The 21,313-nt window shown below is 49.9% G+C and carries 23 protein-coding genes; 15 read left to right on the top strand and 8 right to left on the bottom strand.

What is annotated here, in order from left to right; translation table 11 throughout:
* The first annotated feature begins 24 nt into the window (after positions 1-24).
* From argS to ACN0UY_RS09375, 6 genes are all read left to right on the top strand, one after another.
* Complete coding sequence (gene argS / locus ACN0UY_RS09400; protein WP_417666503.1) at positions 25-1,767, top strand: arginine--tRNA ligase; 1,743 nt, start codon at positions 25-27, stop codon at positions 1,765-1,767.
* Between the two features lie 2 nt (positions 1,768-1,769).
* Positions 1,770-2,321, top strand: coding sequence for an SPOR domain-containing protein (locus ACN0UY_RS09395; protein WP_417666501.1), 552 nt, complete (start codon positions 1,770-1,772; stop codon positions 2,319-2,321).
* A 67-nt stretch (positions 2,322-2,388) separates the two neighbouring features.
* Positions 2,389-2,925, top strand: coding sequence for an ATP-dependent protease subunit HslV (gene hslV, locus ACN0UY_RS09390; protein WP_417659184.1), 537 nt, complete (start codon positions 2,389-2,391; stop codon positions 2,923-2,925).
* The gene (gene hslU, locus ACN0UY_RS09385; RefSeq protein ID WP_417666499.1) at positions 2,918-4,255 is read left to right on the top strand and encodes an HslU--HslV peptidase ATPase subunit; all 1,338 of its coding nucleotides are present in this window, start codon (positions 2,918-2,920) and stop codon (positions 4,253-4,255) included. The genes hslV and hslU overlap by 8 nt, the downstream gene beginning before the upstream one ends.
* 92 nt (positions 4,256-4,347) lie before the next feature.
* Positions 4,348-4,833: a ribonuclease E activity regulator RraA gene (gene rraA, locus ACN0UY_RS09380; RefSeq protein ID WP_417659183.1), complete on the top strand. Its 486-nt coding sequence runs from the start codon at positions 4,348-4,350 to the stop codon at positions 4,831-4,833.
* 6 nt (positions 4,834-4,839) lie between these two features.
* Positions 4,840-5,886 (top strand): formimidoylglutamase, encoded by a 1,047-nt coding sequence (locus ACN0UY_RS09375; RefSeq protein WP_417666497.1) that lies wholly within the window; start codon positions 4,840-4,842, stop codon positions 5,884-5,886.
* Here the strand turns inward: ACN0UY_RS09375 and hutI are convergent.
* Positions 5,868-7,073 (bottom strand): imidazolonepropionase, encoded by a 1,206-nt coding sequence (hutI, locus tag ACN0UY_RS09370; RefSeq protein ID WP_417666495.1) that lies wholly within the window; start codon positions 7,071-7,073, stop codon positions 5,868-5,870. The genes ACN0UY_RS09375 and hutI overlap by 19 nt on opposite strands.
* Before the next feature lie 113 nt (positions 7,074-7,186).
* Here hutI and hutC point away from each other — a divergent pair, with 113 nt between their 5' ends.
* Genes hutC through hutH form a run of 3 tightly spaced genes read left to right on the top strand, consistent with a single transcriptional unit; the run spans position 7,187 to position 11,124 of the window.
* A complete protein-coding gene (gene hutC, locus ACN0UY_RS09365; RefSeq protein WP_417666493.1) occupies positions 7,187-7,885 on the top strand; it encodes a histidine utilization repressor in 699 nt (232 codons plus the stop codon).
* Between the two features lie 21 nt (positions 7,886-7,906).
* On the top strand, positions 7,907-9,586 hold the full coding sequence (gene hutU / locus ACN0UY_RS09360) for a urocanate hydratase (RefSeq protein ID WP_417666491.1): 1,680 nt from the start codon (positions 7,907-7,909) through the stop codon (positions 9,584-9,586).
* A complete protein-coding gene (gene hutH / locus ACN0UY_RS09355; protein ID WP_417666489.1) occupies positions 9,583-11,124 on the top strand; it encodes a histidine ammonia-lyase in 1,542 nt (513 codons plus the stop codon). The genes hutU and hutH overlap by 4 nt, the downstream gene beginning before the upstream one ends.
* Here the strand turns inward: hutH and ACN0UY_RS09350 are convergent.
* The 4 genes from ACN0UY_RS09350 to ACN0UY_RS09335 are packed head-to-tail and all read right to left on the bottom strand — an operon-like array spanning position 11,121 to position 13,633.
* The gene (locus ACN0UY_RS09350) at positions 11,121-11,369 is read right to left on the bottom strand and encodes a TraR/DksA family transcriptional regulator (RefSeq protein ID WP_128352635.1); all 249 of its coding nucleotides are present in this window, start codon (positions 11,367-11,369) and stop codon (positions 11,121-11,123) included. The two genes, hutH and ACN0UY_RS09350, sit on opposite strands and share 4 nt — an antisense overlap.
* Before the next feature lie 13 nt (positions 11,370-11,382).
* Complete coding sequence (locus tag ACN0UY_RS09345) at positions 11,383-12,288, bottom strand: YiiD C-terminal domain-containing protein (RefSeq protein ID WP_417666487.1); 906 nt, start codon at positions 12,286-12,288, stop codon at positions 11,383-11,385.
* Between the two features lie 2 nt (positions 12,289-12,290).
* The gene (gene dtd / locus ACN0UY_RS09340; protein ID WP_417666485.1) at positions 12,291-12,740 is read right to left on the bottom strand and encodes a D-aminoacyl-tRNA deacylase; all 450 of its coding nucleotides are present in this window, start codon (positions 12,738-12,740) and stop codon (positions 12,291-12,293) included.
* Complete coding sequence (locus ACN0UY_RS09335; RefSeq protein WP_417666483.1) at positions 12,737-13,633, bottom strand: virulence factor BrkB family protein; 897 nt, start codon at positions 13,631-13,633, stop codon at positions 12,737-12,739. The genes dtd and ACN0UY_RS09335 overlap by 4 nt, the downstream gene beginning before the upstream one ends.
* A 133-nt stretch (positions 13,634-13,766) precedes the next feature.
* On the opposite strand from ACN0UY_RS09335, the gene ACN0UY_RS09330 reads away from it, so the two are divergent.
* The 3 genes from ACN0UY_RS09330 to ACN0UY_RS09320 are packed head-to-tail and all read left to right on the top strand — an operon-like array spanning position 13,767 to position 15,685.
* Positions 13,767-14,459, top strand: a complete 693-nt coding sequence (locus ACN0UY_RS09330) for an SDR family NAD(P)-dependent oxidoreductase (RefSeq protein WP_417666481.1) — start codon at positions 13,767-13,769, stop codon at positions 14,457-14,459.
* 59 nt (positions 14,460-14,518) lie between these two features.
* Positions 14,519-15,172, top strand: a complete 654-nt coding sequence (locus ACN0UY_RS09325; protein ID WP_417666479.1) for a DUF2959 domain-containing protein — start codon at positions 14,519-14,521, stop codon at positions 15,170-15,172.
* Positions 15,173-15,685, top strand: a complete 513-nt coding sequence (locus tag ACN0UY_RS09320; protein ID WP_417666477.1) for an NADPH-dependent FMN reductase — start codon at positions 15,173-15,175, stop codon at positions 15,683-15,685. It begins immediately after the preceding gene.
* 12 nt (positions 15,686-15,697) lie between these two features.
* Here ACN0UY_RS09320 and ACN0UY_RS09315 read toward each other — a convergent pair whose 3' ends face one another.
* A complete protein-coding gene (locus ACN0UY_RS09315; RefSeq protein WP_417666475.1) occupies positions 15,698-16,321 on the bottom strand; it encodes a TetR family transcriptional regulator in 624 nt (207 codons plus the stop codon).
* A 148-nt stretch (positions 16,322-16,469) separates the two neighbouring features.
* On the opposite strand from ACN0UY_RS09315, the gene ACN0UY_RS09310 reads away from it, so the two are divergent.
* The 3 genes from ACN0UY_RS09310 (at position 16,470) to ACN0UY_RS09300 (ending at position 18,029) form a co-directional block, all read left to right on the top strand.
* Positions 16,470-16,754: a DUF3081 family protein gene (locus ACN0UY_RS09310; RefSeq protein ID WP_417666473.1), complete on the top strand. Its 285-nt coding sequence runs from the start codon at positions 16,470-16,472 to the stop codon at positions 16,752-16,754.
* 13 nt (positions 16,755-16,767) lie between these two features.
* Complete coding sequence (gene trhA / locus ACN0UY_RS09305) at positions 16,768-17,424, top strand: PAQR family membrane homeostasis protein TrhA (RefSeq protein ID WP_417666471.1); 657 nt, start codon at positions 16,768-16,770, stop codon at positions 17,422-17,424.
* Between the two features lie 218 nt (positions 17,425-17,642).
* Entirely contained in the window at positions 17,643-18,029 is a 387-nt protein-coding gene (locus ACN0UY_RS09300) for a GreA/GreB family elongation factor (RefSeq protein WP_417666469.1), read from the top strand.
* Positions 18,030-18,192: 163 nt separating this feature from the next.
* On the opposite strand, the gene typA is transcribed toward ACN0UY_RS09300, so the two are convergent.
* Complete coding sequence (gene typA / locus ACN0UY_RS09295) at positions 18,193-20,034, bottom strand: translational GTPase TypA (protein WP_417666468.1); 1,842 nt, start codon at positions 20,032-20,034, stop codon at positions 18,193-18,195.
* A 162-nt stretch (positions 20,035-20,196) separates the two neighbouring features.
* Positions 20,197-21,225, bottom strand: coding sequence for a CNNM domain-containing protein (locus ACN0UY_RS09290; RefSeq protein ID WP_417666466.1), 1,029 nt, complete (start codon positions 21,223-21,225; stop codon positions 20,197-20,199).
* Positions 21,226-21,313 lie beyond the last annotated feature (88 nt).

Here is a 21,313-nt window from a genome sequence, read left to right as displayed (position 1 = left end):
TATCGCTTTAAGGTTTAAAATTCAATGAAAGAACAGCTGGAATCCTTACTTGCCACCGCCGTGGCCACCCTGCAACAACAAGGCACGTTGCCGACTGACGTGCACGCTCGGATTCAGCTAGACCGCCCCCGCGATAAAAGCCATGGCGATTTCGCGACTAATCTCGCACTGATGCTGGCAAAGCCCGCGAAAATGAATCCACGTGCGTTGGCTGAAGCGTTAATCGGTGCGTTGCCGGAAAACAGCCTTGTGGCCAAAACAGAAATTGCCGGGCCGGGCTTTATCAATTTCACGATCAGTCAGCAACAGCTGATTGATCAGCTTGAACATGCCTATACCGATGCCCGTGTGGGCGTGCAGCCAGCTGCCGAAACCCAAACGGTGGTTATCGACTATTCATCACCTAACCTTGCCAAAGAAATGCACGTAGGGCATTTGCGTTCAGCCATTATTGGCGATGCGGTTGCTCGCGTTAAAGAACTGCTTGGCCACAAGGTGATTCGCCAGAATCACGTGGGTGACTGGGGAACGCAGTTTGGTATGTTACTGGCGCACATGGAAGAACTCGACAACGCCGAACTGGACATGGAGTTGAGTAACTTAGAAACCTTCTATAAAGCGGCAAAGAAACGTTTTGATGAAAGCGAAGAATTTGCAAAACGCGCGCGTGAGCTCGTGGTTGCGCTGCAATCCGGCGAACCGAAATGCCGAGCGCTATGGCAACAGTTTATTGATGTGTCCTTGAGCCATTGTCAGGAAGTGTATGATCGCCTTGGGGTGAAACTGACACGTGCAGATGTTATGGCCGAGAGCGCTTATAACGATGACTTAGCGCAAGTGGTGGAAGACCTAAAAGCACAAGGTCTCTTGGTTGAAGACCAGGGTGCACAGTGCGTATTTTTAGATGAATTTAAGAATAAAGATGGCGAGTCATTACCGGTTATCGTGCAAAAGTCAGGCGGTGGTTATTTGTATGCCACGACCGACCTAGCCGCTGTGCGTTATCGCCAAAACGTTCTTAAAGGCGACCATTTAATATACTTTGTCGATCAGCGCCAAGGGTTGCATTTCCAGCAGATTTTCACGCTCGCCAAAAAAGCAGGCTTTGCCCGCGAAGATTTGCAAATGGACCATTATGGTTTCGGCACGGTGATGGGCAAAGACGGGCGCCCATACAAGAGCCGTGACGGCGGCGTAACCAAGCTTGCCGATTTGCTCGATGAAGCAGAAAAACGCGCGTTGGAACAAGTGCAACGTAAGAACACCTCACTAAATGCCGAAGAACAGGCCCATGTGGCAAAGGTGGTTGGTATTAGCTCAGTGAAGTATGCTGACCTATCTAAGAACCGCACCAGTGATTACATTTTTGATTGGGACACCATGCTCAGCTTTGACGGCAATACTGCACCTTATTTGCTTTATGCGTTTACACGAGTGAATAGTATTTTTGGTAAAGCAGGGGTAAACCCAGATAATATCAGCGGTGAATTTAGTTTGAATGACGAGCGTGAAATTGCGCTGGCCAATATTCTTGTGCGCTTTAACGAAGTGATACATAACGTGTCCGACAAAGCCATGCCACACTTCTTGTGTGGCTACCTGTATGATGTTGCTGGTGCGTTCTCAAGCTTTTACGAAGCGTGCCCGATTCTGCAGACCGAAGATGAACACTTACGCCAAAGTCGCTTGAAACTCGCTGCTCTTACCGCGAAAACCTTGCGCCAAGGTCTTGATTTACTAGGCATTCCAACGCTCGAGAAGATGTAAGCATGGATTACGCAAACAGGAAACGTCCACCAAAACGTACGCCGCCTAAAAAACAGAGCAAGAAAGCAGCGAAGCCCTCAGTATCTTGGTGGGTTGTGCTGTTGGCTGTAGTCTTGGTGGCAGGGTTTGTTTGGTTTCTGGTGACTATTTCCGGTAAATCCAATCAAACTGATCCGGCGCCAGTCGTCACGGATGTGCCAGAAAAACAGCCCCAGCAAGAAATTAAACCCATACCTGATATGCCAGAAGAGCGTTACCAATATCCAGATGTACTGGAAAATCAGGAAGTGATTGTGGATGTGCCTGAGCGCGAAATTGGTCCGCCTAAACTGATGCAGTGCGGCTCGTTCCGTAATTTAAGTGATGCGGAACAAATGCGTGCAATGATTGCCATGATTGGGCTTGAGTCATTAATCCGCACTACTGATGGCGGTAACGGCGTCTGGCATCGCGTGGTATTAGGCCCCTATGAAACGAAGCGCGATGCCGAGCGCGATCGCCATAAACTTGAGCGCGGCAACATTCATGGCTGCCAAATTTGGAACTGGAATTAACCCCGCCCCATTGAATTTCGCAAATACGGCCTCATAACTGGAGCATAGCAACCAAGAGGACGTATTTGTGACTACTATCGTATCTGTCCGTCGCGGTGACAAAGTTGTCATCGGTGGCGATGGCCAAGTTTCACTTGGCAACACTGTCATGAAAGGCAATGCACGCAAGGTGCGACGCCTATATAACAACCAAGTATTGGCCGGGTTTGCCGGTGGTACTGCGGACGCATTCACCTTATTTGAACGCTTTGAAAAGAAACTTGAAGCACACCAAGGCAACTTAATGCGTGCTGCAGTCGAATTAGCCAAAGACTGGCGTACTGACCGCGCTTTGCGCCGGCTTGAGGCGTTATTAGCTGTGGCTGATAAACACACCTCTTTGATTATTACCGGTAATGGCGATGTGGTTCAGCCTGAAAATGATCTGATCGCTATCGGTTCAGGTGGCCCTTTTGCCCAAGCTGCCGCAACGGCACTATTGGAAAACACCGATTTAAGCGCACGTGAGATTGTTGAAAAAGCCCTGACCATTGCAGGTGACATTTGTGTCTACACCAACAGTTTCCAAACTATTGAAGAACAGGAGTCAGTAAGCAATGTCTGATATGACCCCCCGTGAAATTGTTGATGAGCTCAATCGCCACATTATTGGCCAGAACGATGCTAAAAAAGCTGTTGCTGTTGCGTTGCGCAATCGCTGGCGCCGGATGCAATTAGATGATGAATTGCGCCAAGAAGTAACACCGAAAAACATCTTGATGATTGGTCCAACCGGCGTTGGTAAAACAGAAATTGCGCGCCGCTTAGCTAAGCTGGCAAACGCACCATTCATTAAAGTAGAAGCCACGAAATTCACAGAAGTTGGCTATGTTGGTAAAGAAATTGAATCGATAATTCGCGATCTTACCGACACTGCGGTAAAGCAAACTCGCGAGCAAATGATGCAAAAAGTGCGTCACCGTGCCGAAGATGCAGCCGAAGAACGCATTCTGGATGCCTTGTTGCCACCCGCTCAAAAGGCGGGGTGGGCAGACGAGCAGGATGAGCCGCGTGAACAGTCGAATACCCGCCAAGTGTTTCGCAAGAAACTGCGCGAAGGGCAGTTGGACGACAAAGAAATTGAAATAGAAATTAGCGCTGCCCAAATGGGTGTGGAAATTATGGCGCCACCGGGTATGGAAGAAATGACCTCGCAGTTACAGAGCATGTTCCAGAACTTAGGTAGCGGCAAATCAAAACCGAAAAAAATGAAAATCAAAGATGCGTTTAAGCACTTGATTGAAGAAGAAGCAGGCAAAATGCTGAACCCGGAAGACATCAAGGAACAAGCGCTGCATTCGGTTGAGCAAAATGGCATCGTGTTCCTGGATGAAATTGACAAGATTTGTAAGCGTGGCGACGTATCAGGCCCAGACGTATCGCGTGAAGGCGTGCAACGTGACTTGCTGCCATTGGTTGAAGGCACCACAGTCTCAACCAAGCATGGCATGGTAAAAACTGACCATATTTTGTTTATTGCCTCGGGCGCATTTCAGATGTCAAAACCTTCTGACTTGATTCCCGAGTTACAAGGGCGGTTACCTATTCGCGTAGAGCTTCAAGCATTAACCAGCGGTGATTTTGTGCGTATTCTGACCGAGCCGAATGCGTCGTTGACCACCCAATACAAGGCATTAATGAACACTGAAGGGGTTGGCATCGAGTTTACCCGCGACGGAATTGAGCGAATTGCAGAAATAGCGTTTCAGGTAAATGAAACCACCGAAAACATCGGTGCGCGCCGTTTACACACAGTGCTTGAGCGACTGATGGAAGAAATTTCATTTAATGCCAGTGACTTACAAGGCCAACAGATAGAAATTGACGGGGCCTATGTGGATCGTTATCTAGGCGAACTTGCACAAGACGAAGACCTAAGTCGGTTTATTTTGTAATCGCTTGTGCCGCGTCGCTTTTGCAGTTGCGCATAAGGGGCTATACTGTGGCTTAACATTCAAGACGTTAAGTCACAGTATGGAGTACGGCAATGGAATACAACACGTCAGAACTTTGCGACTTATACCCTGACATGGTCGATGTGGTTGAACCTATGTTCATCCATTACGGCGGTCGGGTTTCGTTCGGCGGTCAGTTAGTCACCGTGAAGTGCTTCGAAGACAAAGGCATCATTGAAGAAGTGGTGCAGCAGCAAGGTACCGGCAAAGTATTGTTAATCGATGGCGGCGGTTCAACCCGGCGTGCGTTGGTTGATATTGCGGTAGCTGACTTAGCGTTTGAAAACGACTGGGAAGGCATCATCTGCTACGGCGCCGTGCGCGACGTTGATGCTATCGACGAGCTCGATTTGGGCGTTATGGCGATTGCTTCAATTCCGGTTGGTGCAGCCAATGACGGCATCGGCGAAGTGGACCTTGCGGTAAACTTTGGCGGCGTAACTTTCCTACCCGAAGACCATTTGTATGCGGACAGTACGGGTATCATTATTTCTCCAGAGCCGCTTGATATTGAATAATCTGTTATGTTTCTAACTCCGATAGATGCCGCTGCGTGGGTAACACCCCGTAGCGGCGAGGTTCGCCTCGGTCAAACCGTCAACTGCCTACCTGAAATTGCTGATATACACGCCTATCATCAGGCGATCCAGCAGGCTTGGGAGAATGGTCAACGCATTGCCATCGTCGGCGTGCCCGAATCCATTGGGCCACGCGCAAATCTAGGCCGTGGCGGCGCTGAACATGCGTTTGGGGCAGCGTTGAAAGGCTTGCTGGCATTACAGTCGAATCCGATGATCGCCGACCATGAATTACTGATGGTCGGTCAGGTGCAGTGCGATGATTTACAGCAGCAAGGCGATGCTCTGCGTAACAGCGACAGCGGCGAGTTAGCCCTATTGCGTGAACTCTGTGAACGTTTAGATCAGCGTGTCAGTCAAATTCTGTTGCCGCTGTTTGAAGGCGGCTTTGATGTGATACTTATTGGTGGCGGGCATAATAATGCATACCCGTTGCTCACTGCTTTGCAACAAGCATCAGGCGAATCGGTTGGAGCAGTGAATCTTGACCCACATGCTGATTTCCGCGCTCGCGAAGGTCGCCACAGCGGAAACGGCTTTAGCTATGCCTATATGGATGGGGCCTTGGCGCATTATCATGTAGTGGGCTTGCATGAAGGGAAAAACAACGCCGAAAGTTTAAAGCAACTGGTTGATGCAGAATTTACATATCGCAGTGTTCACGAACTCTATTGCACTGATTGGACGTTAGAGCTTGAGGCAACGGCGGCAAAAGCCGAAGCTTGGCACGTACCATTAGGAATTGAAATTGACGTAGACGCGCTGCACGGTGTTCCTGCCAGTGCCATAAACTTCAATGGATTACCGGTAGCAAATGCGTATAGCCTAGTCGAGAAACTCGCGAGCTTGCCGCGCACCCGCTACCTGCATTTGGCCGAAGCAGCACCGAGCTTGCACCCTGCCGGCCGTGAAGCCGGCGATATGGCCTGTGCTCAATTGCTGAGTGAGTTAGTACTTGCTTACTTGCATGGGTTTCAGCGCCGCGCACCGTGATGCCAGCATGCTACCAACGGATTGGTTCCGAACTGGTAGGTAAGCGCAGCTGGGTCATCGACATCCCATAAGCACAAATCAGCACGTAAGCCTTCGCGTAATTGCCCACGGTCATTCAGCCCAAGAGCCTTTGCTGCGTTTACGGTTACGCCACGTAAACATTCTTCTGGTGTCATTCGGAACAGCGTTGCGGCCATCTGTAACATCAGCTGCAAGCTTAAAATTGGCGATGTGCCGGGGTTTGCATCCGTCGAAATCGCAATGGGTACACCATGCTCCCGCAAAAGCGCAAGTGGGGGTTGTTTGGTTTCACGTAAGAAATAAAACGCGCCAGGTAACAATACCGCCACAGTGCCAGCTGCCGCCATTGCTTTTACCCCAGCCTCATCAAGGTATTCTAAATGATCACACGAAAGTGCCTGATAGCGTGCTGCAAGCGCGCTACCGTGCTGGTTACTTAATTGTTCAGCGTGCAATTTAACGGGTAAATTAGCGGCTTTGGCTGCTTGGAATACACGCTCTGTTTGCGCGGGGTTGAACCCTACCGATTCGCAAAATGCATCAACAGCATCTGCTAAGCCTTCTTTGGCAAGCGTAGGAATGATGCAATTTACCACCTCATCAATGTACGCATCTGCACGGTCTTTGAATTCGGGCGGTACGGCGTGTGCTGCTAACAGCGTGGTTGCAACGCTTATTGGGTGTTGCACCGCAAGTTGCCGTGCCGCACGCAGCTGCTTGCGCTCGTCAGCAAGACTAAGACCATAGCCTGACTTGATTTCAACGGTTGTTACCCCTTCGCGCATCAGAGCTTGCAGTCGCGGCGTGGTCACTTCCGCTAATTGTTGCTCTGTGGCGGCACGCGTTGCGCGGACGGTTGCCGCTATGCCACCACCTTGAGCGGCAATATCGGCATAACTGACGCCATGCAAGCGTTGGGCGAATTCATCGGCACGTGAGCCAGCCCAGACTAAGTGCGTGTGGCAATCAATCAAGCCTGGGGTCAGCAACCCACCGTGCCCATCAATTTGTTCTGCCTGTGGGTACTCGGGCGCTTCAGCACGCGAACCCGCGTAATGAATTTGGTTGTGATCAAAAACCACCACACCGTCATCAATGAGCCCGTAACCGGCATCTGTCATGGTAGCGAGGCGCACGTTGTGAATGCGCTGTAAAGGCGTTGTCATAAAAATATCCCCGCGACTACTTGTATATACAATTCAATATGCCTACACTTTATCACAATCTAAGAACTCTCGACAGTAAGTAGTCGACAGTGTCACTCGCAGTGAGGATTTCTATGAAATTTTCCAAGATAAAGCAGCATCTCTATAGCAAAATTGCGACCGGAGAATGGCCGGAAAATCATCCGGTAAGCTCTGAAAATGCACTAGCGACGCAGTTTAAAGTAAGTCGCATGACGGCTCGCCGTGCGCTGCAAGAGCTCGCCGACGAAGGGTTAGTGATTCGTAGCAAGGGTTCTGGCACTTACGTTGCGCCGCTTAAATCACAAACCTCGTTTATGGCAATTCGCAACATTGCAGACGAAATTCGTGCCCGCAACCATGATTATGTTGCCCATGTGCATGTGCTGAAGCAAGTGCCAGCCAGTTTACAGGTTGCCGAACAATTGGCGCTAGAGCCTGATAGCCCCGTGTTTTATTCGGTTATAACCCATTTTGAAAATGGTTTGGCGGTGCAGGTTGAAGAGCGCTACGTGAACCCAGCTGTGGCTGCTGATTATTTGCGCCAAGATTTTACCTACATTACTCCCCATGAATATTTAAGTGCTTCGGCACCGCTTACCGAAGCGAGTCATCAAATTGAAGCGGTCACCCCTAGCGCTCACGTTTGTGAGTGGCTTGATTTAGCCAAGCCCGAGCCATGTTTGCGAATTATTCGCCGCACTTGGAGTGACGCGGGCGTGGTGACCTACGCAATTCTAACCCACCCAGGCTCACGCTTTGTGCTGGGTGGGCATTTAACATTTAAGCCTTAAGCTGTAAGGATGGACAAGGTTATGAGTTTTACCCGTTTAGATAAAAGTAGAAAAATCCGTGCCGACCACGGCAGCAAGCTGACTACTGCTAATTGGCAGATTGAAGCGGCAAAGCGCATGCTTATGAACAACCTCGACGATGAAGTTGCCGAGCACCCACAAGCATTGGTTGTTTACGGCGGCATTGGCCGGGCTGCACGCAGCTGGGAAGCCTATGACAAGATTGTTGAAGTATTGGAGCGCCTGAAACCTACCGAAACTTTGTTGGTGCAGTCGGGTAAGCCGGTTGGGGTGTTCCCAACCCATGAAGATGCGCCGCGGGTACTGATTGCAAATTCAAACCTGGTGCCACAGTGGGCAAACTGGGAGCATTTTAACGAACTCGATAAACAAGGCCTGATGATGTACGGCCAAATGACCGCAGGTTCGTGGATATACATTGGCTCGCAAGGCATTGTACAGGGTACTTATGAAACCTTTGTCTCCGTTGCGCGCCAACATTTTAATGGCACCACTAAAGGCCGTTGGATTGTCACCGGTGGCTTAGGTGGCATGGGTGGTGCGCAGCCATTAGCAGCCACTATGGCTGGCTACAGTATGTTGGCTGTGGAAGTGGACGAAACACGAATCGATTTTCGTTTACGTACCCGCTACCTTGATTACAAAGCAACGTCACTGGACGAAGCGCTGGAGTTGCTCGAGCAAGCCCGCAGTGACGGCCGTGCCATTTCTGTTGGGCTACTTGGCAACGCCGCGGACGTTTTTGCAGAACTGGTTAAACGGGGCGTAACCCCAGATGTTGTAACCGATCAAACCTCGGCACATGATCCGCTACACGGCTACTTGCCACAAGGCTGGAGCCTCGCTGATTACCAAGCGCGTCAAGAAACTGACGCAACAACAACAGTGCGTGCTGCAAAAGAATCCATGGCCGTGCAAGTGCGCGCTATGTTGACCCTGCAAGAGCGCGGCGCTGCCACGCTGGACTACGGCAACAACATTCGCCAAATGGCGAAAGATGTGGGTGTCGATAATGCCTTTGACTTCCCGGGTTTCGTACCCGCTTATATTCGCCCGTTGTTCTGCGAAGGCATTGGGCCGTTCCGCTGGGTTGCGTTATCCGGTGACCCAGAAGACATCTATAAAACCGATGCCAAAGTAAAAGAACTGATTCCGGATGACCCTCATTTGCATAACTGGTTAGACATGGCGCGCGAGCGCATTAGTTTTCAGGGGTTGCCAGCACGTATTTGTTGGATTGGTTTAAAAGACCGCGCGCGCATTGCACGTGCCTTTAACCAGATGGTGAAAAACGGCGAGCTCAAAGCGCCGATCGTCATTGGCCGTGATCATCTTGATTCCGGCTCAGTTGCGAGCCCGAACCGCGAAACCGAAAGCATGTTGGACGGTTCCGATGCGGTTTCTGACTGGCCATTATTAAACGCACTGCTAAATACGGCAGGCGGGGCTACGTGGGTAAGCTTGCACCATGGTGGCGGGGTTGGCATGGGTTACTCGCAGCATTCGGGTGTAGTGATTGTTGCAGATGGCACAGACGCTGCTGATCAGCGGCTAAGCCGAGTGCTTTGGAATGACCCAGGTACTGGCGTGATGCGTCACGCAGACGCCGGTTATGAGATTGCACAAAACTGCGCACGCGAACAAGGTCTCGACTTACCAATGTTGGAGGGCAAGTCATGAGCAACGCATTTGAATTACAACCCGGTACGCTGTCACTTGGTCAATTACGCCAATGGTGGCAACAACCATACCAGTTGAGCTTACATGCTGACGCGGATACAGTCATTACACGCTCGCATCAAACCGTTGCGAACGTGCTTGCTACCGGGAAAGTGGTGTATGGCATTAATACCGGTTTTGGCTTGTTGGCAAACACGCGTATTCCGCCAGAAAAACTTGAAGATTTGCAGCGACGCATTGTGTTGTCGCATGCCGCTGGTACGCAAGAACTCATGAGCGACACCGTAGTGCGGCTGATGCTACTACTAAAAATTAACTCGCTTAGCCGTGGTTTTTCAGGTGTGCGGCGCCAAGTTATTGATGCGCTTACCGACATGCTGAACCATGAAGTGTACCCATGTGTGCCAAGTAAAGGTTCGGTAGGTGCGTCGGGTGATTTGGCGCCACTTGCGCACATGGTGTTGCCACTGCTTGGTGAAGGCGAAGTGCGTGTTGACGGGAAAATTTATCCTGCCGTGGAAGGCATGGCCAAAGCTGGTTTGAAACCGCTAGGGGCATTAGCGCCAAAAGAAGGCTTGGCGTTGCTCAATGGCACGCAAGCATCCACCGCGTTAGCGCTGCATGGTTTGTTCCAAATTGAGCGCGTTTTCAATGCTGCGCTAGTGACTGGCGCGATGGCGGTAGAAGCCGCAATGGGTTCGCGCTCACCGTTTGACGCGCGCATTCACGCCGTGCGCGGCCAGCCGGGGCAAATCGCTGTAGCACAAACCTTCCGTAATTTGCTGGGCGAAAGTTCGGAGATTGGTGCCAATCACAAGAACTGTGAAAAGGTACAAGACCCATACTCACTGCGTTGTCAGCCACAAGTAATGGGTGCAGTGTTTGATCAGATGCAGCACGCCAGCAAAATACTGGTTCGTGAAGCTAACGGTGTTACCGATAATCCATTGGTGTTCAGCGACAATGGCGACATCATTTCAGGTGGTAACTTCCACGCCGAACCGGTGGCTATGGCGGCCGATATTTTGGCCATTGCAGCCAGTGAAATTGGTGCGCTGTCAGAGCGCCGCAGTGCGCTGCTTATCGATCATCATTTAAGTAACTTGCCACCATTTTTGGTGAACGACGGCGGTGTGAATTCAGGCTTTATGTTGGCGCAAGTTACCGCAGCAGCACTTGCCTCAGAGAATAAAACCTTAGCGCACCCTGCATCGGTAGATAGTTTACCGACGTCTGCCAATCAAGAAGACCATGTGTCCATGGCAACCTTTGCCGCACGTCGGTTGACCGACATTGCGCGCAATATTCGTGACATTGTTGCTATAGAGCTTTTGGAAGCTTCACAGGCGCTCGACTTCCGCCGTCCACTAACTGCAGCGGCTGCGATTGAAGAAGCGCATGTGCGGGTGCGCGCGCAAGTAAGTTTTTATGATCAAGACCGTTACTTTGCGCCGGATATCAAAGCGATAGCAGATTTGATTGAGCAAGGTGGCTTGCACAATCTCGTGCAGGAAGGGGCAGTGCTTGAGGACGCTTAAGCGTCCTCTTCTTCGTCTTTCAGTGCTTGGCAGTCGACACATAAAGCCACTTCAGGTTTAGCGGCCAACCGTGCGGCGGAGATTTCTTCGCCGCATTCCACGCAATACCCATATTCGCCGCTGCGCATGCGTTGCAAAGCGGCCTCGCAATGGTCCGCGCGGCGAGTGCCGGCTTGCTCCGTCACGATGGTTTCAAGTTTACTGCGAATACGTAACAACTGCTGGGCGGATAAAGAATCACTCATGTTAACGTCCTTCTTATTTTTCGTTTTTGGCTAGCACAACAAACTGGCCGGTAAATTCGGCGACTGGTTTATCTCCGTCAAATACTTGTGACTTTAAAGTAACCCGTGCATTTTTTCCCATCGTTAGCGCCGACAAGTCGCCGGTCATTGCGGATAAGCGCGCTACTGCGCGTGGTTCACGGCTTACTGGTTTATGGTAGTGAATTTGCCCATCGGCCAATACCACTGCACCTTCAAGTTCGCGCTCGCGCAATTGTAAATGCAGTAACCCCCAGCACGTCAAGGTGGCGAGCGAATAAATACTGCCAGCAAACATGGTGCCGTGCACATTGATGTTGCGCGATAACGTGGCCGTTGTTTCAAAGTCGCGCCCAGTGTATTGGGTAATGCGAATGCCCATGGTTTCGGAAATTGGAATTTCTTCATGCCAGGTTTTTTGCAGTTCAGCACACCAGCTTGGTCGATAGATAATCCGGTTGAATTCGGTCAACGTTTTACGTAATTGATGTTCCGCTTGTGGATTTTTAACGCGATCACCTTCTTCCACCACTTCGTAACCACACTTAATGTAGAACCCTAATGTGTTGTCGCGTGAATTAATGACAATGTGCTTAGCACCCTCTGCGCGCGCAACTTTTTCTAATTCATAAACAATCGCCACGCCGTGGCCTGCGCCACGGTGCTCAGGCGCCGAGGCCATAAACCGAATCTGCCCTTCATCGGGGCTATTAAAGTGCAGGCGGCCCACCGCAACGGCTTGGCCGGCACTGTTGACCACCATGCGATGAATGCCGACTTGGTCATATTCGTCTTGTTCTGAGCCGCGTGGGCGCTGAAAAGGCTCGCGCAGAACACGCCAGCGTAAATCATAATAGGTTGCAAATTGTTCCGGGGTTTCCGGTGCGATAACACGATACATGCTTAGCCCTTGTTATTTGAATGCAACATAAAGGTGACGGGTCCGTCGTTGACCAGCGCGACGGCCATATCAGCGCCAAATTCGCCAGTAGCGGTCGTGATGCCCTGGTGTTGCAGTGCGCTCACAAACGCACGATAAAGTGGTTCGGCGTGGTCCGGCGGTGCCGCTGACGAAAAACTTGGGCGACGGCCCGAGTTGGTATCCGCCGTCAGGGTAAATTGTGAAACCACCAACACGCCACCAGCAATATCGTGCACGCTTAAATTCATTTTGTCGTCGGCATCCGCAAACACACGGTAGCTTGCGACTTTGTTCGCCAGCTTGGTGACATCGTCTAAACCGTCGTCGCGTTCAATGCCCAGTAACACCAATAGCCCCTGCTGTATTTCACCCACGCGCTTGCCAGCAATTGTCACTGATGCTTCGCTAACGCGTTGAATCAATGCTTTCATTCAGTGCCTTCTTTTATTTGTTCTTCGCCCGTTTCTGGCGGGTCAAAAAATTCCTCAATGCTGGCGGTTAATTCGGCGCCAAGTAACACAATATTCCAGGACACAAAAATCCACAGTAGCAAAATTGGAATCACTGACAATGCGCCATAAATGGCTTGGTAACTTGGAAACGCCGTAATGTAGGCAGCAAAGCCGCTTTTGCTGAGCTCAAATAAAATAGCCGCGAGTAACGCGCCCCAAAACGCATGTTTGGCGCGCACTATACGGTTTGGCATCATGATGTACAACAGCATAAAGGCAACCAACGAGGTCAGCAGGGGCACAATACTTAACAACGTAGTACGCAAACCGGACACGTATTCTTCGGCCACAGCTGTTAATGAAATCACATAAGACGTAACCGCCATGCCCGAGCCCATTAATAGCGGGCCAAGGGTTAGAATCATCCAATATACGGCCAAGGCTACAACCATGCGGCGGCGTTTGTGGTTGCGCCAAATGCGGTTCATGGTGGCATCAATGGTGCTAATTAAGTTCACCGCCACCACAATCACGAAAATCACCCCAACAGTGGTCATTTTCGAAACATTGGTGACAAACTGATCAAGGTATTCGCTGATCACCTCGCCCGAGGTAGGAAGTAAATTGGCAAACAATAATTTTTCGAGCTCTTCTTTAAGCTGCTCAAACATAGGAAACGCAGAAAATACCGAGAACATCACCACCAGCAACGGCACCAGCGCGAGCATGCTGACAAAGGTTAAATGCCCAGCAACAATAGTTACACGGTCATCCAAGCAGCGTTTGCCGTAATATTTTAAAAAGCGCCAAGCCTTGCGGGCGCGCTCTAACCAGCGCTCTTGAGCTGATTGTTCCGCAGATTCTTCGGTCATCGTACCCTCATTTTGGTGCAACTTATGCCACCACTATAATCCCAAACCCAGTAAATTGCGTAAACAACATACCTTGTTCTAATTTGTTAGCCAATAAAGGATTGCGTCAGCAATACCCTTTCGGAGACGTGTCATGCAGGTATTAGTGATTGGTGCGGGCGGAGGTTTGGGCCAGGCGTTGGTGCGTTATTACGCGACCCAAGGCGCTACGGTGCAGGCATTAAGTAGGCAGCACCTAAGCGATCAGCCGGGCCAGTGGTTCACCGTAGCCGATTATAGTTTGGAAAGTTTGCAAGCCATTCGCCCGCAATTGCAGCAGCCCGACGTGGTGATTAGCACGCTTGGTCTATTGCACACCAACGGCTTTATGCCTGAGAAGCGCCTTGCTGACGTGAACCTTGAACAGTTAGAGCACACCTTTCATGTGAACGCGGTACTGCCGATTTTGCTGTTACAGCAATTGTTGCCAGTGTTACCGAATAAAACCCCGTGTGTTTGGGCGCAGCTTAGCGCCAAGGTTGGCAGTACCACTGACAATTACCTTGGCGGTTGGTACAGTTACCGTGCAAGTAAATCCGCTTTGAATATGCTGCTTAAAACTGCCTCGATTGAATTAAAACGAACTCACAAACAATTATGCATTGCGGCAATTCACCCTGGCACCACCGACACTCAGCTATCGAAGCCATTTCAACAACGCTTACCAGCAGGGAAGTTGTACACGCCTGAGCAGTCAGCAGCGCGCATTGCGGCGGTAATTCACAACCTAACTGCTGAAAATTCAGGCGGATTTTGGCATTGGGATGGTTCGGCTTTACCCTATTAAGCTATACTGACCGCTGATAAGTTCAGGCATCGGCCTGTAAAATAAGCGAAGGAGTGGTTATGCGTAAGCTATTAACCTTGGTAGGGGCACTTGCAATAGCCATAGTACTTACTGGCTGTCAAAGTGCTTACTACGGCGCCATGGAAAAAGTAGGCGTACACAAACGCGATATTCTCGTTGGCCGGGTTGATGATGCGCGCGACGCGCAGTCTGATGCTCAGGAAGAATTTAAGTCTGCCCTGCAACGCTTAGACGAGCTGTTGCAGTTCGATGGTGGCGAATTGGAGGCGCGTTACAACGCGCTGAATGACGACTACGAAAGCAGCAAAAGTGCAGCCGAGCGCGTTTATGATCGCATCGAAGCCATTGATGACGTTGCCCAAGCTCTGTTTGATGAATGGCAAGATGAACTGGAACTGTACAGTAATGACGCAATGCGCCGGGAAAGTGAGCGCTCACTGCGTGAAACCGAGCGCCGTTACACCAGTTTGTTGCAAAGCATGGAACGTGCTGCGGCCACCATGGATCCCGTTTTGTCCAAATTGCAAGACAACGTGCTGTACTTAAAACACAATTTGAACGCTAAAGCTGTGGACGCTATTCGAGGTGAGTACCGCAGTTTGAGCAGCGATGTTGACGTATTGATTCGTGAAATGGAAACCGCAATTCAAGAATCCAATGCCTTTATTGAATCTATGCAGGAGGGCTCGTAAGTGAGCGTACTTATTTTAGCAGGAAGCAGCCGTACCGAATCACTCAACCGAAAACTACAGCAACGCATCGCTGATGTCGCAGAGGCGGACGGCCGTGCATGTTACGTGTTTGCCGCAGAAGAGTTGGACGCGCCTATTTACAACGGCGACGATGAACAAGAAAACGGTGTACCGTCGAACACGCAAAAACTAGCAACCGCTATTTCCGATGCCACCAAAATTGTCATTGTGACACCAGAGTACAACAGCTCGATTCCGGCGCTGTTAAAAAACGCCATTGACTGGACCACCCGTTTAGAACAAAACCCTTGGGTTGGTAAAAATGTGTTGTTAGCAGGCGCCTCGCCGGGACGGTTGGGTGCCATGCGCGCCATGACTCACCTGATGGTGGTTATGGGCGCGGTGCAAAGTTGGGTGGCCCCTATGTTTTTAAGTTGCCCACAGGCAAGCGCACAAACGATTAACGACTTTGATGAAGAACAAATCCGAGCGTTTTTGCGCCAGGGCGATTAACCGCAATACAGGTTACGCGCCGCGTGGTTTTAACCCTGCTAGGTAGGTATCAATAGCCTGAGTGGCTGTTTGTGACAGGTCAAAATAATCTTGATCAAGCAGCCAGTTGTACAGCAAACCGTCGACCAGGCTAAATAGCCCAATAACGGCTGCTTTCGAATCGTACTTTTCGTCCACTAAACCTTGAGTTTTGGCTTTGTCGGTCAACAAAATGCACTCTGTAATGCAGGCGTTACGGCCACCTAAATGACGTAGATGTATCGGCAAGGCGTCGTCAACGTATTCGCACTTGTGCAGCAATATATTCACCAGCGCTTTAGTGTGCGGATCGTCCTGCACTTGGCCAATAATGTGCAGGCAACGAGCGCGAAGCAAGGAAATAGGGTCACCTTGATAGGTTTGCGCCAGTTCATCACGCATTTCATCAACGGGCAGGCGCACGCGCTCCATTAGCGCGTCGATTAAGTCGAGCTTGTTTTGAAAATGATGATAAATGGCACCGCGTGTTACCCCGGCAGCTTCCGCAACTTGGTTCATCGATGTGCTGGACACACCTTTTTCACTAAACAAGCGCTCGGCCGCATCAAGCAGCTCACCACGCGTTGTTAAAGCATCTTCTTTTGTACGACGAACCACAAGTCACCTCATTACGTAGTAGTGGTTGTATTATAATCGAAATTAAACAAACATGCATGTATGTATGTTTGTTTGAAGAAAGATCAACAATTACACGAATAAACGATGTTATGCTGTAGAAGTCTCTTATATAGGAAGGAGGTCGACTATGAAAAATGATATTGACCAACGGCTCGTGCTTGATGCGTTTGAAACCATCCATGAGTACGGCAAAGTGGACGACGAAGGGCGTCGAACCCTTGAGGGTATAACCGGCTATACCGATTTTGATGGGTATACGGTGTACTTGGAAGGGCAAGGTGTAAAAATGCGACTTGAGTTTCATAACAAGTATCATTTGGACTATGACAACGAGCGTCAGTTTGAAAACTTTATGAAAGCGCTCGAGAATATCAGTAAGGGGCATTACACCCCAGAGCGTGGCGAAGAATAGGTGGGAATGAATTGTGAGTAATTCAGAAGGTTACAGCGTAGCAGAAGAAGTGGCGCATGCGCTTACCCACGGTGTTGGCGCGATAGCTGCTATTGTTGGTTTGGTGTTTATGTTGGTGTGGGCGATTAGCTATGGCGACACTTACCATGTGGTCAGCGCCAGCATTTACGGTGCCAGTCTTATTCTACTCTACACCTCATCCACCTTTTATCATGCGTTCCCATGGCCGCGCGTAAAGGCGTTCTTTCAGCAAATGGACCACGCTGCCATTTACGTGCTTATTGCCGGCACCTACACCCCGTTTGCGTTGATCAGTCTGCGCGGTGCATGGGGCTGGTCATTGCTCGGCGTGGTATGGGGCATCGCGATTATTGGTGTGGTGCTCGAACTGGCTATTGCCGATCGTAAAAAATGGTTGTCGCTGAGCCTTTACCTGGGCTTGGGCTGGATGGCGTTGATCGTGATTAAGCCGATGCTTGAAAATGTCGCAACTGGCGGTTTATTGTTACTACTGGCTGGCGGCCTAGCTTACACCGTTGGCGTTATTTTTTATGTATGGAAATCGCTGCGCTTTCACCATGCTATTTGGCATCTATTCGTGTTGGTGGGCAGCGTTTTACACTTTCTTTCAGTGTTTTATTTTGTGTTGCCGCAGTCTAAATTGCTCTAAAACTTTCCCTAGCTTATTCAGCTTGCCTTTCCGATCGCGAAGGGCTATGGTTGCCTCCAGATTAAGAGGACCACCATGTTTAAGTACGATTATTCAATTTTGAGTACCGCGCTCACCTTTCCAAATTAAGCCGATTGCATTCCTGCAGTCGGCACATGTCTGTATTCCCAAAAAACCATATTTTAATTTTCGTGTTTTAGTTCGGTAGGAGAAAAGCCGTGCTTGCGCGTGTATTGGGTCATTGTGACTCATCGCAATGTTTTAACCATCGTATTTTCCAATGTCAGCAGTATCGCGTTTTACACGATCCCTTGGTTTTGGCGGAGCTTTTTCAACGCCTAGAACTTGCCGAATTACCCCGTTCGAACATGAGCTTACGCGTGCGCGTAGGTTCGTCGGTGGTGATTCGTCAAACCCACTGTGATAACGCGCCCGCCGTTTTGCGTTTTACCGTGGTCGAGCCAAGCAGTGCCAACCCCACACAAGGAAAAGTTTCTTACCTTTCTCCTATGGGGTTGGCGTTGCTTTCAGTGCCCTTGGGCGCGGTATTCACAGTCACTGTTCGTGCCAGTGAAAGCCACTGGTGCTTAATCGCACTCAACTGATGAGGAGAGTAGTCATGAGTAAAGAGAAGCAGAAGAAAAAACCACAGAAGACGCTAAAAGAAAAACGTCGCGAAAAGAAAAACAGAAGCGACTAATATGAAAAGAGCACCTGAAAAGGTGCTCTTTTTTTGGTACGTAAGATTGAGCTAAGGCTCAGCAAAAATTAATCGTCTTTGCTGCTACGGCCAGCGCGCTTGCGGTCGTTCTCAGTGAGTAAACGCTTGCGAATACGAATCGATTTCGGCGTGATTTCCACCAGCTCATCATCATCGATAAACTCAAGTGCTTGCTCAAGGGTTAAGCGAATAGGCGGTGACAAGGTCAATGCATCATCCGTTCCTGATGCTCGCACGTTGGTTAGCTGCTTGCCTTTCAGACAGTTCACGGTTAAGTCATTACCACGGTTATGAACGCCAATGATTTGTCCTTCGTAGACTTCATCACCGTGAGCAGTCATTAACTTGCCACGTTCTTGCAAGTTGAAAAGTGCATAAGTTAACGCTTTACCGGTGGCATTTGAGATCAAGACACCGTTGACGCGTTGACCAATTTTGCCGCCTTTATGCGGGCCGTAATGGTCAAAGGTCTTATACATTAAGCCAGAGCCTGAAGTGAGCGTCATAAATTCAGTTTGGAACCCAATCAAGCCACGGCTTGGAACGGTAAAGTCGATACGGACACGGCCTTTACCATCTGGGGTCATGTTGGTCATTTCCGCTTTACGGATGCCGAGTTTTTCCATGACTGAACCTTGATGCTGTTCTTCGATATCAATGGTCAGGTTTTCAAACGGCTCAAGCGTTACACCGTTTTCTTCTTTCAAAATTACTTCTGGACGAGACACCGCCAATTCGAAACCTTGACGACGCATGTTTTCAATCAACACACCCAAGTGCAGTTCACCACGGCCTGAAACACGGAAGCGATCAGGGTTGTCAGTTTCTTCAACGCGCAACGCTACGTTGTGTCTCAATTCTTGTTGCAAACGCTCAAGAATTTGGCGCGAAGTTACGAACTTACCTTCTTTACCGGCAAACGGCGAGGTGTTTACCTGGAACGTCATGGTTACGGTTGGTTCATCAACGGTTAGCGCTGGCAGTGCTTCTACAGCACCTGCTGCACACACGGTGTCAGAGATTTTCAATTCACCCAAACCGGTTACCGCAACAATGTCACCGGCACTTGCGTGGTCGGTTTCAATGCGGTCAAGACCCAAGTAACCAAAAATCTGGCCTACTTTGCCGTTACGTTTCGAGCCATCAGCACCCACAATGGTGACCTGCTGGTTAAGCTTTAAGGTACCACGCTTAATACGACCGATACCGATGATGCCCACGTAGCTTGAGTAATCAAGCTGTGAAATTTGCATCTGCAACGCACCGTCACGGTCAGCATCAGGTGGTGACACTTTGTCCAAAATGGTTTCGAACAAGGCGGTCATGTTGTCGGTTACGTTGTTGTAATCAAGTGTCGCCCAGCCGTTTAACGCTGATGCGTAAACCACAGGGAAGTCGAGCTGTTCGTCGGTTGCACCTAAGTTGTCGAATAAATCGAATACTTGGTCAACAACCCAATCAGGGCGTGCGCCCGGACGGTCAATTTTGTTCACAACAACAATTGGCTTCAAGCCGTGAGCAAACGCTTTTTGGGTTACGAAGCGGGTTTGTGGCATTGGGCCGTCAACCGCGTCAACAACCAACAATACTGAGTCAGCCATTGACATAACACGCTCAACTTCACCGCCGAAATCGGCGTGGCCTGGAGTATCCAGAATGTTGATACGGTAGTCGTTGTAGTTTACCGCTGTGTTTTTCGCCAAAATGGTAATGCCACGCTCTTTCTCAAGATCGTTGGAGTCCATGACGCGCTCTTCAGCGCCACCGCGGCTTTCGAGCGTGCCCGATTGCTGCAGAAGGGTATCAACCAAGGTTGTTTTGCCATGGTCAACGTGCGCAATAATTGCAATATTACGCAGCTTGGAAAGTTCTGTTGCTTGAATTGTCATTGATAAAGCCTGTTAAAACGCGAGGTGTGTACCCAAAAGTAGAGCACCGCGGGTGGTGGTCCACCATTGGTTAAAATAGCGGCGTATTATACGCGTGCAGCCGCTCACACGCTAGCTTTTTTACGTGAAGTAACCTGCGAGAGGGCTCAGAGAACGCTTTTGTTAAGCGTCTTCGGGTGGCTCTTCTTGCTTGAGGCGCTTGTCCCAGCGCTGTTGCGCGTAACGGCGTAGACTCGGAATGGTATCGGTTTCATCCATAATTGGTTGCCCCAATATGGTTTCAATAATGTCTTCTAGCGTCACCAAACCCATCCATGTGCCGTGTTCGTCGAATACCAAGGCCATGTGTTGGCGTTTCTGAATCAGCAGCGTCATGAGTTTCTCAACATTGACAGTTTCACTCACCACTTCAACGTTGCGGCTCAATTGGTTGACGGTTTTATCGGTTTCCGCTTCTAATGCCTCGTTACGTAGAATAATCCCGTGCGGAACTTCGTCAGCATCAATCACCGGAAAGCGCGAATAGGGCATGGATTTGGCGCGGTACAAGAATTCGCTGATAGTCTCATCAGGACGCACCGATTCACATACCGTACGTGGCGTCATCACGTCGCGAACACGAATGGTGTGCAAGTCGAGAATATTACCAATCACACGGCGCTCGTCGGTGTCGATCAATTTTTGCTCATGCCCCAGAATTGCCAACGCTTTAATTTCTGAACGTACGTCGATGTTTTCTTCACCACCAATGCGTTTGGTGATTTGATCAGATAGCCAAATGAACGGCAGCAGGCTATTGATTAAGAAATTCAAAATACCTGGCAAAACAGGCGCTAACTGGCGCCAGAATTTCGCGCCAATAGTTTTGGGTAGAATCTCTGAAAGCACCAAAATAAGCACGGTCATAACCGCCGAAGCCACAGCCAAATAGCCGTCTCCAAACACCACGCCAACTTGCGCACCCACACCCGCCGCGCCAGCCGTGTGTGCCACGGTATTGAGCGTTAAAATTGCAGCCAGTGGGCGGTCGATATTGTTTTTGAGCTTAGCCAGTTTGGCGTGCAACTTGGGGCGTTGCTCACGAAGCTGCGCAACATAACTTGGGGTAATAGACAATAAAGCGGCTTCAAGAATGGAGCAGATAAACGAGATGCCTACAGCAATAAATGCAAAGACAATTAATAAGAACATGAGGCTCACAAATGGTTAATTCGATGCTGAATTCTCGCAAAGAGTCGCCGATTTCACAATAACAACGTAATGATTTTCGGCAGAGCTG

Origin of the sequence: Pseudidiomarina sp., from assembly GCF_048268165.1 — a bacterium.
GTDB lineage: Bacteria > Pseudomonadota > Gammaproteobacteria > Enterobacterales > Alteromonadaceae > Pseudidiomarina.
This window is presented reverse-complemented; position numbering and strand designations above follow the sequence as displayed.